The following is a 14851-nucleotide window of genomic DNA, read 5'->3' as shown; positions in this document are numbered from 1 at the left end:
GGCGCTATGCTGAAAGCGTATGAAATTCTGTCGCTCGATTCTCGTCCTGTTCGTGCTGGCTATTTCAGCAGCCGCTCAGACGTCCGCACCCGCCGACGTTAGCGCCAGGTTGAACCAGATCGTCACGGCCGTCATGCGCGAGCAACAAATTCCCGCCATGACCGTCGCTGCCGTGCTCAATGACCGCATGGTTTATTCCAGAGCGTTTGGCGTCGCCGACCTCGAAAATGCCGTTCCGGCCACGGTTGAAACCCTGATCCGCACCGGCTCCATCGCCAAGCCAATCTCCGCCGTCGCCGCCATGACCCTGGTTGATTCCGGCAAACTCGACCTTGATGCTCCGGTGCAGAAATACTGCCCCCCGTTCCCACTCAAGCAATGGCCCATCACGACGCGCCAACTGCTTAGTCACACCTCGGGTATCCGTCACTACAAGGAAGGCGAATTCGAGAACACGCGGCATTACAAGTGGATGTCCGATGGCTTTGCCGTTTTTGCCAACGATCCACTGTTATTCGAGCCCGGCACTGCGTTTTCCTATACAACCTACGGCTACACGGTTTTGGGCTGCGTGGTGGAAGGCGCCTCGCGCGAGAAATTTGCCGCGTACGTCGCGGAACACGTATTGAAACCCGCGGGGATGACGCACACTTTTGTTGACGACGTATTTGAGATCGTGCCTCATCGCGCACGTGGGTACCAGAAGATCGACGGAAAGGTGAAGAATGCTGGCCTTATGGATAGCAGTTACAAGGTCCCTGGCGGTGGTTACGTCACCAGCGCAGAGGATCTGGTGCGTTTCGGCCAAGCGCTGATGGACGGCAAGATCTTGAAGCCTGCCACTCTGGTCGAGATGTGGAGCCCGACGAAGATCCCGGGCAAGGAGTCAAATTACGGACTAGGTTTCGAGGTGCAAACCATTGACGGCCAGAAGTACGTGGCTCACGATGGCGGCCAGCAGGGGACTACCACCAGCATGGTAATCATCCCAGGAAAGCATTTCGCAGTCGCCGCGCTGGCGAACATGGACCAGACGCAACCCTTCGACGTCGTCCGCGGAATTCTGGAGGAGTTCAAGATGCCATATCCGAAGCCCGAGAAGAAGTAAGAAACACTGATTGCCGCATCTGATGAGGTCTCGAACGTCAGCCGCAATTACTCGGTCTGATAACGACAAGTTCAGAAATCATGCTCAGGCTCTTCTAAGCTCTAGTCGCAGGTTGGCATACGCCAGAGGCAGTAGAGCCATTCTTTGTGCCCTCTGTTACGTTAAAGACACGATTCACCAGGGCCATTAACTATGGCCAGAGTTCCTGCTGCGGACAGCTCAATGAACGACAACAATTCTAAGGTCAAGATTTTTGGAACACGCGGGTCAGCCGAGGCCTACGCCATTCGTGATTTTCTGCACCGCAGTGGCGTGCCCTACCAATGGATCGAGCTCACCACTGACGAGGACGCGCGCAGATTGGCCGGTGTCAGCGGGCAGAACGATGAAGGACTGCCAGTGTGTGTCTTCGCGGATGGCACCCGGATGGAGCATCCCACAGTTCGGCAGATCACAGAGAAGCTGGGCTGGTTTCGCAATCCTTCGCGCTCTGAATACGACCTCAGCATCTACGGGGCTGGGCCGGCGGGGCTTAGTGCGGCGGTCTATGGCGCCAGCGAAGGTCTGAAGACTGTTCTGGTGGAACGGTTCGCTATAGGAGGACGGGCCGGAACAAGTCCCAAGATTGAGAATTATTTAGGCTTCCCGGAGGGCGTCAGCGGAGCGGAATTAGCTGAACGTGCCCGGGAACAGGCCTCCCGCTTCGGGGCTGAGATCTTGTTGCTTAGGGAGGGCGTTCGTGGCGAGTTCCAGCCCGGCAAAGGCGTGGTGCACCTGGCAGACGGAACACAAATCATCTCTCGTGCCTCGATCTGCGCCACCGGAATGGAATACCGGCGCCTGAACTTGCCCAATGAGGAGAAGCTGCGAGGCGCCGGCGTTTATTACGGCGCCGGCTCGAGCGAGGCGTCTCTTTGCCATAACGAGCCCGTAGTGATCGTGGGCGGCGGCAATTCGGGCGCGCAGGCCGCAGTGCATTTTGCCCGTTACGCCTCCAAAGTCACTCTGGTGATTCGGGACGATTCTTTAAAGAAAACGGTTTCCGAGTACTTGATTGACCGCATCCACTCTACTCCGCTGATTGAAGTACTAACCAGGACGGAAGTGGTTGCACTTCACGGTGATCGAGTGTTGCGCGCGGTGACCCTCCGGAACAAGGTGACAGGCGAAGAACGCGAGTTAGAAACCAGCTGGCTGTTTCTCTGCCTTGGCGGCGTTCCGCATACGGAGTGGGCGGCCGAGGTTGGCATTGTTCGTGATGAAGCCGGCTACCTTGTGACCGGCCCCGATCTAACCAAGAATGGGGAGCGGCCTCCAAACTGGCCGTTGGATCGGGAGCCCTACTATTTGGAAACGAACGCTCCGGGCGTATTTGCGGCCGGCGACGTCCGGCATGGTTCAGTCAAACGTTGCGCCTCGGCGGTGGGTGAGGGCGCCATGGCGGTGACGTTCGTCCACCGCTACATTACCAACGGATGATTAACCTTCGGCGGCCCACGTCCCGTCTAGCTAGCCTTTCTTTCGTCTACGTCGACATACTCCGCATCAACCACGCCTTCATCTCTCTTCGGCTGCCCATCGCCGCCGGGAGGCGGCCCTGCACTAGCGCCTGGGCCGGCTCCCGTGGCCCCCTGCGGCTGCGCAGCCCGGTACATTTGTTCTGCCAGTTTGTGCGACGCCTGGGTCAAGCGCTCGCGCGCCTGGTCCATGGTGCGCTTGTCGTTCGACTCCAGTGCTCGCCGCGCATCGGCCACGGCGTTCTCGATGTCGCCGCGCTCCGAGCCGGAGACTTTATCTCCTTGCTCACGCAGCATCTTTTCCACGCTGTAAATGAGAGTATCCAACTGGTTCTTGGCTTCGATTTCCTCACGCTTGGCTCGGTCCTCTGCAGCGTGCGATTCGGCTTCTCTAGCCATCCGTTCGATGTCTTCTTTGCTCAGGCCGGAAGAGGAGGTGATCGTGATCTTCTGGTCCCTCTGTGTTGCCATATCTTTCGCGTTGACATTGAGGATTCCGCTGGCGTCAATGTCGAATGTCACCTCAATCTGCGGTGTGCCGCGCGGAGCCGGTGGAATGCCGGTGAGGTGGAATTTGCCGAGCGAGCGATTCTGGTTGGCCATAGGACGCTCACCTTGCAACACGTGGACTTCCACCGAGGTCTGGTTGTCAGCCGCCGTGGAGAAGGTCTCAGTCTTGCGTGTCGGTATCGTCGTGTTGCGCGTGATCATCGGCGTCGCTACGCCACCCTGGGTTTCGATGGCGAGCGTCAGCGGGGTCACGTCGAGCAGCAGCATGTCTTTGACCTCGCCCGCAAGTACTCCGCCCTGAATGGCAGCTCCAACCGCGACCACTTCGTCCGGGTTGACGCCCTTGTGACCTTCCTTTCCGAACAGCTCCTTTACTAGACCCTGAATGCGCGGCATGCGTGTCTGGCCGCCTACCAGGACTACTTCGTTGATTTTGTCGGCGGTGACCTCCGCGTCCTTCATGCACTGTTTGCACGGCGGAACTGATTGTTGAATGAGGTCCTCAACCATGGACTCAAGCTTCGCCCGTGTAAGTTTCTTTACCAGGTGCTTCGGTCCGCTGGCGTCCGCGGTGATAAACGGCAAATTGATCTCCGTCTCCATGACGCTGGAGAGTTCAATCTTGGCGCGCTCAGCGGCGTCACGCAGCCGCTGCAATGCCATTTCATTGCCTTTGGCCCGCAGATCGAGGCCTTCGTCTTTCCTGAATTCATCAATCAGCCAATCCACGATGCGCTGGTCAAGGTTGTCGCCGCCAAGGTGAGTGTTGCCGTTGGTCGCCTTCACCTCGATGACGCCCTCGCTGACCTCGAGAATCGAAACGTCGAAGGTGCCCCCGCCGAAGTCGTACACTGCGATAATTTCGTTCTTTTTCTTATCTAAGCCGTAGGCCAGCGCGGCGGCGGTGGGTTCGTTGATGATGCGTTTTACGTCCAGACCTGCGATCGTGCCCGCATCTTTCGTTGCTTGTCGTTGTGCGTCATTGAAATATGCGGGTACGGTGATGACTGCGTCGTTCACCTTTTGGCCCAGGTAGTCTTCCGCAGCCTTCTTCAGTTTCTGCAGGATCATGGCCGAGATCTCTGGGGGAGTGTGCTTTTTGCCCTGAACAATGATGACCACGTGATCGTTTTCAGGCTCCACCTTGTAGGGCACCATCTTCAACTCTTCAGAAATCTCCTCAAAGCGACGCCCCATAAAGCGCTTGATCGAGTAGATCGTATTCTCTGGATTCGTAATGGCCTGGCGCTTGGCTACCTGGCCTACCAGCCGCTCTCCCGTCTTGGTGAACGCCACCACTGACGGGGTAAGCCAGCCGCCTTCTTCGTTGGGGATTACCTTGGGCTCCCCGCCTTCCATGACTGCAACTACTGAATTGGTGGTTCCCAGATCAATGCCGATAATCTTTGCCATTACGAAACCTCCCGAGAATGTGCGGACGCAAAACGCGGCGCTCTTGCTGAAACCGAGCCGCCCTTTGGGAGATGGCGGCACTACAAGATCCTAGCGACGGCTTCATACCGCAACAATTCCTCGTGGGAACAGGTCGCCATCTAGACCACTGCAGTAGTTCCTCATACGACTTTGATCTAAGGGAGTTCGTTTTTTGGAGGAGACTAGATCATCTCAAGTGGCTGCTTGCGAGTGGGTGGCGGGAATGCCTTGTCCAGAGCAGCGAGATCTTGTTGTGAAAGCTGTAAATCGAGAGCAGCCCGATTTTCCCGCACATGTGCTCGCGTACCCGCCTTCGGTATGGCGATGACTCTCTCCTGCCGCAGCACCCAGGCCAGCGCTACTTGAGCGGGTGTCGCGTTATGCGTGGCTGCAATTTTCCGGAGTACGGCATTTCCAACTAGCCGCCCTTGCTCGATTGGCGAGTACGCCATGATGGGAATGCGGTGTTCCTTACACCAGGGAAGCAGATCGTATTCGATTCCACGGCGCGTAAGGTTGTAGAGAACCTGATCCGTCTGGACCGCGTTTCCACCAGGGAGAGCCGTTAGTTCCTGCATATCGGGTGCGTCGAAGTTGCTCACACCCCAGTGTCTGATCTTGCCGGCGTCTTTCAACTCCTCGAACCCCTCAATCGTCTCTTGTAATGGTGTCTCTTCACGCCAGTGCAGCAGATACATATCAAGCCGGTCCGTTCCCAGTCGTCGCAAGCTGCCTTCGCAGGCGGAGACGGTTCCACGTCTGGTGGCGTTTTGCGGGAGCACCTTGCTCACCAGGAATACGCTGTCCCGGCGACCGCGGATGGCTTCACCCACCAACTCCTCGGCTGCACCGTCGGCGTACATCTCTGCCGTATCAATCAATGAAATTCCTAACTCCAGTCCCAGGCGCAGCGCCGCAATCTCATCATTGCGGTGTCTCGGACTCTCGCCTAAATGCCAGGTTCCCTGACCAAGAACCGGAACGGCCTCGCCGGACGGAAGTTCGGTGGTGCGTACGGAAGTTCTTTCAATGGTTGCGGAGCTATGATGTGTCATGTCTATACCGGTTTGACGCCAGAATGTATGTCCGCGATGCTCGCGCTGCAACCCAAAGATTTGCGAGATGCGGATATCTGAAATAGCAGCAGCCTGGTGGACCCGTCTTTCCTCCGCCCTCAAACTTCAATCGTGATTCGGTTATCTACTTGGGTGACACCTGGCGCCGACCACGCCGCGCGCTCCGCCTCTTCTCTCTCCGTCCAGGAGCGGACGGTCCCCCTCAGGATGACCTTGCTGCCCTGCACTTCAACCGAGATCCTCTCTGCATCTATTTGCGCGTTGCGCACCAGTGCGTCTTCGATTTTTTTCTTCAGTTCAGAAGGCGTCACATGGGGCTTCACCGTGACCAGGTTCGTGACTCCTCTTACGCCAGAGATGCGGCGGACCACCCGCTCGGCGTCCTGTTTCTGGTATTGCCACTCGACTTCACCTTCGAGCGTCACCCAACCTTTCGAGACCGTGACTTTGACCTTATCGGTCTGTATGAATGCATCCCACTCCAACGCCCGTGCAACGGCGGCAGCGATGTCCGCGTCGGTGCGCTCGCTGGTCAGCCTGACTTCAATGTCGTTAGCCACAGCTTTTACTCCAGCAACGCGATGAGCGGCCTCTTCCGCTGCCCACTTTTTAAGATAGGAGTCAACCCAGCCGGTAAGCGTGACCACGCCATCTTTGACGGCAACTCCAATTTCGTTGGGCTGGACGCGCGCGTCCCACTTCAATTCCGCGAGCACATCCTGTTGGATTTGCTCATCCGTTCGAGTCTCTACTGCTACTGCCATGGCGATTCCTCACTTCCTTGGGTGCACTGAATTGGGCTTGTTTCCTAGCCGGCCACTCATATCACAGTGGCCGTAGCGGACACAGAATGCGTCGCTAGTGTTTATGCTAACTACGAGGCATCACTCGAACAATTCCTCGGCAGCCGGAGCGCTCTTTCATAGAGAGGGGTTAGTCAGACGTCGGTCGTGGGTGATAAATCTCCGTACGACCTTTGCCGCATGCAGTTGCCGATTCATATGGCCGGCGGGTTGTGTTCTATTGTCACGACTAGGTGTCGCGTGAATATCGCGCTTGGATCTCTGGCGAATTTCCAAAAAACGGAATGCCCCAATTTCGGGCATTGACCACAGGTCATTGAGCGTGAAAGACTTTGCCCTGTTTATGGACTACGCACGCGTAATGCTGTTGCTTTCATACAAGAATGAAGGTTTTTATGGCCATAATAGTCCTCTGTGTAGACGACAATGCAGACGGTTTGGCTGTTCGGAAAGCGCTGCTGGAGGCTAAAGGCTACAAGACTTTCACAGCGAGTGACGGCCCAACCGGAATTGCCTTAGCGGAAAAGCACGCTTTCGACCTTGTTGTCCTCGATTATCAAATGCCGGGTATGGACGGCGAAGAAGTGGCCCTTGTTTTAAAAAGCCGACACCCACATCTGCCCATAATCCTGCTGTCAGGTTTTCCCGGACAGTTACCCGAGAGGTTGCTTCAACTGGTGGATGCGTTTGTCGCCAAGGGTGAGTCGCCAGCCGTGTTGTTATCAAAAGTGGAACAGATCAGTGGCGAGAAGGACCAGCGAAAAGTCGGTTAAGTTCCTCCGACACAGCTAAGCGCACCGCTTACTTCTGACCGTCCCGCGATTGGTGACTTGGCCTAAAATCCCGGAATCAGGCTGAACTCCCACATCCAATGTCTCGGCCGATCCAGCGCGTGCACATAACTTACTTGCGCGATCGCATAGCCGAAAACATTCAGCCTTATTGAGTCTCCATAGCTTCGGGCGGGTTCCCGCGGTCCACCCAGGAAGTACGCTTTCTGGCCACTGTTCCAGGCGACACCCGCGTCGTAGAAGATTGCGTTTTCAATCGGGGGAAAACTTCGGCTGGGAATTATTCCAAACAGACCCAACAGCGGCGTTCGCAATTCCGCATTGACCACCGCAATGCGGCTCCCGATTAGTTTGTCAAAAACCGGACAGGGGTCATTTACCGTTGCACCCGGCCCGCATTCATTGGCGCTGAAAGAGCCGGGCTCGTAACCGCGAATCAACTCCGGGTAGCCAAGAAACAGGTCCTGCAGATTGGGATCATTAGCATCGCCGCCATAGCGGCCATAATGCATAAAGCGTCCCGCAAGTATTAGAGGTTTCGCGACCCGATAATACTTGCGATAGTCAGCCAGAAGGGTGGCGAAATTGAGGCTGCCTCCCAAGCCGCCGACTTCAAGCCGATACCTCTGGCCCATGATGGGGCTGGTCCCGCCAAAAACAGAGGTGTCATAGACGAGGGCGGCGTTTCCTGTTCCCATGTTTAGTGATTTTGGCGTTGGAATATGCTGTCCTCGATCGAGTAGTAAAGAACCATCCAGCAGGGAGAAGGCTTGAATCCGGGACTGCGCGTCAAAATCTATGCGCTCATAACCACCCGAGAACTCGATCCGCTGGGCCCGATTGAAAGGATATTGCACATTTCCGATAAACTGGCGCTGGATTTGCCAAAAGTCTATTTCCTGATTCACCAGCGCGGGCTGACCCCTAACGTTCGTAAGAGCCTGCCCAAAGCCTCCACTGAGATACGGGACTTGGCCGCCAGAAAATCCCCAATTCCAGCGTGTTCTCTGGTTCTCATACCCCACAATAGCGGCCAGGTTGTTCAAAAAACTTCCCGACAGTTGTGTAGTGGTGTCGGTCTGGGCGGCAATCATGAGCTGGTGAAACTCCAGCATGTCGGCGAAGTAAAGCCCGGCACCGCCACCGATGAAGCTGCCGTAGTTGCTCATACCCGCGACTACCGTCGGCGGCGCAATGTCTTCAAGACCCAGCTTGGCTTGATATTTTGTGGACTTGAACCCGGTTGCGGGTACCAATCCGTTGGCCGGATCCCGCAATAGCGAAACGACTAATCCTTCAGGAGCGGTCCGCGGCGGGAGTAAGCCGGGACGCAGATCGGCGACATCTTCCGAGGGTGGCTTGCCTACCAGTTCCGTTTTTGAATCAATGCGGAAGATGTCATAATTCCCATTCTCGTAAGCACTGAACACCAAGCGCCCGGCGCTTTCTGCATAGGAGATTGCCGGGCTGAGGGCGGTGATCCCGGTGACGCCGGTTTGAAGATTAGTAATCTGGCTGATATTTCCGCTCTGCAAAGAAACTCTGTACAGGGTGTCTATGCCTTCGCGGTCGGAGACAAAATAGAGACTCTTGCTGTCACCTGACCACTGCGGATTGATGTGCTTGCCCTGATCAAATCCGGCAACCGGTTCGATACTGCCACTTCCGGGATCAAGCAGGGCCAGACGGTATTGGCCGAAAGCGAGGTTTGACTCATCACTTTTATACCGATCGGTGACGAATGCAATCCGGCTCCCATCAGGCGACCAATCGGGCTGCAGGTCGCAAAACACGTCATTTGTTATCTGCCGCAGGCGCCCGGTTCCGAGACTGAGAATGTATAGATCAGTCACGCCCCCAGCCATCGCGGAGATGGCGATGTTCTGCCCGCGGGGCGACCAGGTTAAAGCAAGCACCTCATCCAGTTTGGGAAGGGACAAGCGGCGAGTTACGTGGTTCTTTGAGACGTCGTAAATGTCTAATTCAGGCCTGCCATTGCTGATGGCGCTAAAGGCAAACTGCTGACTGTCGCGGCTCCATGCGCCGACAGAATTGACGAAGTCGAGGACGTCCATGTGGGCGTCGAGAGCAGTCTTCGTAATTTTGCGAATTACTTTTCCGGTCACGGCGTCAGCCATGAATACGTCAATGGAGATCAACTCCCGTTGCGAGAGAAACATGAGGTATTTGCCGTCGGGACTAAGGGCGGGACTCACATTCAGCCCGTTTTCCTCGTGTGGTTGTGAAACCAGCATGCGAGCCTGCTGCGTGGCAGGCACGGTCACCGACAACACCGACTCGTAGCGGCTGCGGAGTGCGTTTTGCCACTGGGGGGAAAGGTCCTTGGTTGAAACGCGCACAACACCCTGAATCGCGGTCTCGTAATTCCCCGTAGCCGCACCGGCCTTCATGATTCTGCCGATAGTTTCATCTCCCCAGCGCCCGCCGATATATGCCCAGAGAGCTTGTCCCCAGCGGTATGGGAAGTACTTGGGCTTGTCGAGGTCCTTAATAGTGGGAAGTTTTTCCTTGCGCACCGCATCGCGCATCCACATGGAAGTATTGGGATCGTCAGGTCCGAGAGACAGGTACTCGGCCATACCTTCGATGAACCACAGTGGAAGGCGTTCCATGTTCGTCATCCCGAGTCCGGCTCCGCCCCGTCGGCTGCCTCTAGAACTGATGTCGTACTGAAAAGCATGGACGAGTTCGTGACCGAGTACGTGGTCAGTTTCAGCAATTGGTCCGGAAAGAGGCAGGACCACCCGACGCCGCAAAGGCTCCGTGACCCCTCCGATTCCGGGGCCAAGGTCACCGGGAATGACGGTTGTGCTGCGGAAATCCGGAGAACTCGCGTACAAGACCACCGGCTGCCTGGACGACAATTCCCACTGCATGATCGTCCCCAGGCGTTTGCGCCAGCGCTCCGCCATGCGCCCCACCTGGACGGCCGCACCTTGCTCTTCAGGGTAGTAGTAGATGTCGAAGTGTTCGGTATGCAGAACTTTAAAATCTAAAGTCTTGTAGCGAACTTTGTTTTGGCCGAAGTACTGAGCCTGCAGTGTGAGTGCGGTTAAGAACACCAAGCCAGCGGCCGCTGGCAGAGAGCGGAGCCAAAACTTGCGCATATCTGTCCTCGTTGGACGCGCAGGGTCGCACGTCATACAAGCGATGGGAGCTTCTAAGTAGAGGTTGACAGCTGCATCTATGTGGTCGCAGGGAGACGCTCGATGTCGTCATTTGACGGATTGCGCCTCTGCTTGGCGCCGCATGTACCTGCGCCGATGGCCTTAGGCGACCCTATCTCCGCTGGCGCGGGTCTCCTGCGCGCTGGAACTCTCTTTCAATCCAGGCTGGATCGGAACCGCATTCTGTTGGATATGCCGGGGCCGGCCCTGTACGGCCACGTCGTAGAATCCGAACACCTTGGTGGCGATGATTGACGTGACTTCGATTGCGTTCAGCTTTTGCTCATCTACTTTGCCGGCCAAGTGCTGAGCAGCCCTGCGCAGGGCCGCTTTGAAATCTCGGGTGAATGCTTCACCAACGATCTCCGGTTCCGCGTAAAAGAAATGCCAGCCAGCACGCTCCAGATTGTCCTGGGTCTGTGCCACGTCTGCATCCCTCACCAGATTCCAGCCGGGTATGTAAGGTTCCGCCTGTACAGATTCCGGGACGGGGATCCGGTCTTTGATCAGCACACTGCCGGATTTCATTTCTGCTGCCATGGCGAAGCCTCTTCTCTCGTGGAAATATCGATGCCACACACCCCTGCCGGGACGCTCGCATCCAAACAAAACAGCATCGGAGCCTCTATGCCAACCACCATTGACATAAATTCTGCGACGGTCGGCTTACTCACCCAGCTTCCTGGAATTGCCAAGAACATGGCTTACAAGATTGTGAATCATCGTCAAAGGCACGGTTTGTTCACAAGTTGGGATGAGATGAAAGAAATCAAGGGATTTCCGACTGAACGTCTGCCGGAAATTAAGAGTCGTGCCACTCTGATCTGTCCAAAAGGTGAAGGCCCCTGTGCGCCGCCGAGACATGCTGACACCAGCCATTTGGAAAAGGTCGAAAAGAAACCCGCGGGATACACCCGCAAGCTCCGCAATACGCGCAGCCCTGATAAGTTGCGGCAGCGAGCCGGTCCGAGACACTAATACAGCCTCGGAGAGACTGGAGGGATTCCTCGCTTCGCTCGGAATGAAATCCCAAAGTCACCATCCTTACTACTTTCGATGTATGTCCCAGAAAACAAACCAGCGCATCTCACCTCTGCGGTTCTTACAAGTTTCGCGAGTAGGTTTCGGACAATAGAAGTCGAAGCGCAGGTGCCAAGGAGCCACGATGGCGGTGAGCGCAGCGGTCGGCGTATTGGATGTGTTCTGGCTGTTCCTGATGCTCAGCTCATTGCAGCCCCTGTTCAAGCAATGGATGCTGGAGGCGTCCCGGCAGAATCTGATTGCGCGCCTCGAGCGTGAGCGCGGCTCGAGGGTCATTCTGCTGGTGCATCGGCAAGAGACAATGAGCTTTCTCGGATTTCCAGTTCTGCGCTACATAGATGTAAACGACTCGGAGGCCGTCATTCGGGCCATCCACATGACTGCGCCGAATGTTCCGGTGGACCTTATCCTGCACACTCCTGGCGGACTGGTCTTGGCGGCCACTCAAATTGCCCGGGCGATAAACCGGCGGAAAGGAAAAGTTACTGTATTCGTGCCGTTTTACGCCATGTCCGGCGGAACGCTAATTGCCCTCGCATCCGATCAAATCGTCATGAGCGAGCACGCGGTGCTTGGGCCGGTTGACCCACAACTTGGACAGTATCCTGGGGCCTCGATTCTGAAAACGGTTGAGGAGAAACCCGTGGAGAAGGTTGATGACGAGACCCTGATCCTTGCCGACCAGGCCAAGAAAGCAATCAGCCAGTTACAGGACACGGTTCGAGAATTGCTCGGGGGCAAGTACCCGGATCCCATCGCCAGTAAGCTTTCAGTACTGCTATCAGAAGGCAGGTGGACGCATGACTATCCGATTACGCACGATCATGCGCGAGAGCTGGGACTCAGCGTAAGCTCCGACATGCCGTCACAAATTTTCGACCTGATGGCGCTTTATCCGCAACCTGTGCGGCACTACCCAACCGTGGAATACCTGCCGCAGCCACGCTTTGCTGAAAGACAAGGGCAGCCCAACCACCAATAACCGCCACCAACATTTTCAGGATCGGAAATGGGGCTCGCTCCAAGCCTCGAATTGCTTCAGCCCGTCAGGAACCGTGAGCCTGCAGCCCGGCAAAACCGTCGTTAAAGAGGCCCCCCGTCCCGCCAACAGAAAATCAGTTCTGGATGTTCTTTTCGGGCGCCCACTCTCCTCCGAGGAAGACAGCAGAGAAAGAGTGGGACCCGCTGCTGGAATCCCCATCTTCGGCCTTGACGCTCTGAGTTCCGCTGCATATGGACCGGAAGCTGCGCTTACCGTTCTGATCCCTCTCGGGATCGTGGGCCTGGGCTACATCGTTCCCATCAGCGCGTTAATCATCGTGCTGCTCTGCATTGTGTTTTTCTCTTACCTGCAAACCATTAGCGCGTATCCCACGGGAGGCGGATCCTATACGGTCGCAAGTGAAAACTTGGGTGAATTTCCCGGGCTGCTCGCTGCTGCGGCACTGATGATTGATTACATTCTGGATGTTGCCGTCGGCATCTCGGCCGGTGTTGGGGCTTTAATCTCCGCCGTTCCAGCTCTGCAACCGCACACCTTGGGCTTGTGCCTCGGAATCTTGCTGATTCTCACTCTGATCAATTTGCGCGGAGTACGCGAAGCCGGTCTGGCCTTTATGGCTCCCACCTACTTGTTTGTGGGCTGCTTGGGTACCGTGATCGCAATCGGAGTTTTTAAAGTCTGGGCGACTGGAGGCCACCCCGTTCCGGTGGTCCCGCCTCCCACGCTGCCGCCCCCCTCTGCCGCAGTGAGTGCATGGTTGCTGCTCAAAGCCTTTGCCAGTGGTTGTACGGCATTGACGGGAGTGGAAGCGGTCAGTAACGGCGTCACCGCGTTTCGCGAACCACGTGTGAAATGCGCACGCATTACGCTAGGCGCAATCGTCGGCATCCTGGTACTGCTTCTCGCCGGTATCGGCTACCTGGTTCGGGCGTATCACATTGGCGCAACCGAGCCCGGGGCGCGGGGATATCAGAGCGTACTATCGCAGCTCACGGCCGCGATAGCGGGAAGAAATCTGTTCTACTTTGTAACCATCGGCGCCATTCTTGTGGTTCTTTCGTTGTCGGCCAACACCGCTTTCGCGGATTTTCCACGTCTTTGCCGCGCCGTCGCAGAAAAAGGATACTTACCCTACCCGTTTGCATTCCGCGGCCGGCGGTTGGTCTACTCCTACGGCATTTACGCACTGGTGTTGCTGGCCGGGTTTCTGCTGATTATTTTCCGAGGCATTACCGACCGTTTAATTCCGCTATTTGCAGTCGGGGCCTTTCTCGCATTCACCCTCTCACAAGCTGGAATGGTCATGCATTGGAAGAGGACCGGAGGACGAGGTGCGCGAACCAGCATGCTTATCAACGGAATTGGGGCTACAGCCACGGGGATTACCGTCTGTATCATTCTCGTTGCCAAGTTCACCAGTGGCGCATGGATCACCGTCCTCCTCATTCCTACATTGATTCTGCTGATGTCGGGCATCCGGCGACATTACGACAAAATCATGCGGGAAACGGCACACCACGGACCTGCAAACCTCAGCGGAATATCTCCGCCTATTGTCGTTCTGCCGATGGACCACTGGAGCCGGGTCGCCGAAAAAGCTCTTCGCTTTGGTTATGCCATATCCCGCGAAATCTGCGTACTGCACATTGCCTCTGAAGAGAGTAGAGAAAAAGGCACAGAATTTTCCAGACTCTGGCATGAGTACATCGAGGCCCCTGCAAAGGCGGCCGGTCTGGAAGCGCCAGAACTTGTGATTCTCTACTCTCCGTATCGCCAGGTCATTACTCCCATCTTTCAGCACATACTGGACATAGAACGACAGAATCCCGATCGCCAGATTGCTGTGTTGGTGCCGGAATTGGTGGAACGCCGCTGGTTTTATTATCTACTGCATGGTCAACGCGCGACCGCACTCAAACTGGTGCTCTATTTAAAGGGGAATCACCGGATTATCGTGATTGACATCCCCTGGTATCTCTCTTCGTGAGATCTCGGTCACGCACTCAACTCTAAGCGGGATAAAGTTCGTGAGTGCACCCCAAGGCCCGGGAGGCTCCGCTTCTTACCCGTTCCAGATGAGGGTAGCGAATGCCTGAGTGATAGTCGATCGGATGGTTTTCCAGATATCCGGTGTTCGATACCAGAATAACGATCGATCCAGAATTCAAACTGGAGGTACGGACCGCTCTATGCAATTCATCAACCGAGAACTGCTGACCGTTAACACCTACAATCCGCATATACGGACCGAGCCCGCTCTCGTAGGCCGCCATATTTGGAATCGCGTCTTGTATGGTGCCATCGCTTTTGACGACCAGGCCGAGCGACGAAGTGAAATCCCTTGCCCCAGAAGCCGCCTGCTCGGCGGCACTCAGCATAG

At 56.1% G+C, this 14851-nt stretch carries 12 protein-coding genes; 6 read left to right on the top strand and 6 right to left on the bottom strand.

Going from position 1 to position 14851, the window contains the following annotated elements:
* The first annotated feature begins 19 nt into the window (after positions 1–19).
* Together VFA76_14495 and VFA76_14490 are read left to right on the top strand one after the other, a co-directional pair.
* Positions 20–1108 carry a serine hydrolase domain-containing protein gene (locus VFA76_14495; GenBank protein ID HZR33051.1) on the top strand — a complete coding sequence of 363 codons (1089 nt, stop codon included), beginning with the start codon at positions 20–22 and terminating at the stop codon, positions 1106–1108.
* A gap of 222 nt (positions 1109–1330) precedes the next feature.
* Positions 1331–2587 carry an FAD-dependent oxidoreductase gene (locus tag VFA76_14490; GenBank protein ID HZR33050.1) on the top strand — a complete coding sequence of 419 codons (1257 nt, stop codon included), beginning with the start codon at positions 1331–1333 and terminating at the stop codon, positions 2585–2587.
* A 26-nt stretch (positions 2588–2613) separates the two neighbouring features.
* Here the strand turns inward: VFA76_14490 and dnaK are convergent, their stop codons facing one another.
* The 3 genes from dnaK to VFA76_14475 form a co-directional block, all read right to left on the bottom strand.
* Positions 2614–4548 (bottom strand): molecular chaperone DnaK, encoded by a 1935-nt coding sequence (dnaK, locus tag VFA76_14485; protein ID HZR33049.1) that lies wholly within the window; start codon positions 4546–4548, stop codon positions 2614–2616.
* Positions 4549–4751: 203 nt separating this feature from the next.
* Entirely contained in the window at positions 4752–5624 is an 873-nt protein-coding gene (locus VFA76_14480) for an aldo/keto reductase (GenBank protein ID HZR33048.1), read from the bottom strand.
* A 119-nt stretch (positions 5625–5743) separates the two neighbouring features.
* Entirely contained in the window at positions 5744–6409 is a 666-nt protein-coding gene (locus VFA76_14475; GenBank protein HZR33047.1) for a BON domain-containing protein, read from the bottom strand.
* 422 nt (positions 6410–6831) lie between these two features.
* On the opposite strand from VFA76_14475, the gene VFA76_14470 reads away from it, so the two are divergent.
* A complete protein-coding gene (locus VFA76_14470; protein ID HZR33046.1) occupies positions 6832–7221 on the top strand; it encodes a response regulator in 390 nt (129 codons plus the stop codon).
* Between the two features lie 62 nt (positions 7222–7283).
* Here the strand turns inward: VFA76_14470 and VFA76_14465 are convergent, their stop codons facing one another.
* Positions 7284–10367: a hypothetical protein gene (locus VFA76_14465; GenBank protein HZR33045.1), complete on the bottom strand. Its 3084-nt coding sequence runs from the start codon at positions 10365–10367 to the stop codon at positions 7284–7286.
* A 162-nt stretch (positions 10368–10529) separates the two neighbouring features.
* Positions 10530–10967, bottom strand: coding sequence for a hypothetical protein (locus VFA76_14460; GenBank protein ID HZR33044.1), 438 nt, complete (start codon positions 10965–10967; stop codon positions 10530–10532).
* An 87-nt stretch (positions 10968–11054) separates the two neighbouring features.
* Between VFA76_14460 and VFA76_14455 the strand changes: the two genes are divergently transcribed.
* The 3 genes from VFA76_14455 to VFA76_14445 all read left to right on the top strand — a co-directional run bounded on the left by VFA76_14455 (position 11055) and on the right by VFA76_14445 (position 14458).
* The gene (locus VFA76_14455) at positions 11055–11405 is read left to right on the top strand and encodes a helix-hairpin-helix domain-containing protein (protein ID HZR33043.1); all 351 of its coding nucleotides are present in this window, start codon (positions 11055–11057) and stop codon (positions 11403–11405) included.
* Positions 11406–11592: 187 nt separating this feature from the next.
* Positions 11593–12450, top strand: coding sequence for a hypothetical protein (locus VFA76_14450; protein HZR33042.1), 858 nt, complete (start codon positions 11593–11595; stop codon positions 12448–12450).
* 193 nt (positions 12451–12643) lie between these two features.
* Positions 12644–14458 carry an APC family permease gene (locus tag VFA76_14445; GenBank protein HZR33041.1) on the top strand — a complete coding sequence of 605 codons (1815 nt, stop codon included), beginning with the start codon at positions 12644–12646 and terminating at the stop codon, positions 14456–14458.
* A gap of 22 nt (positions 14459–14480) precedes the next feature.
* Here the strand turns inward: VFA76_14445 and VFA76_14440 are convergent, their stop codons facing one another.
* Positions 14481–14849, bottom strand: coding sequence for a hypothetical protein (locus tag VFA76_14440; protein HZR33040.1), 369 nt, complete (start codon positions 14847–14849; stop codon positions 14481–14483).
* Between the last annotated feature and the right edge of the window lie 2 nt (positions 14850–14851).

It is taken from the genome of Terriglobales bacterium (assembly GCA_035651655.1).
GTDB lineage: Bacteria > Acidobacteriota > Terriglobia > Terriglobales > Acidobacteriaceae > DASRFG01.
Note: the sequence above shows the minus strand (reverse complement) of the source record. Positions and strands in the feature narration are given on the sequence as shown.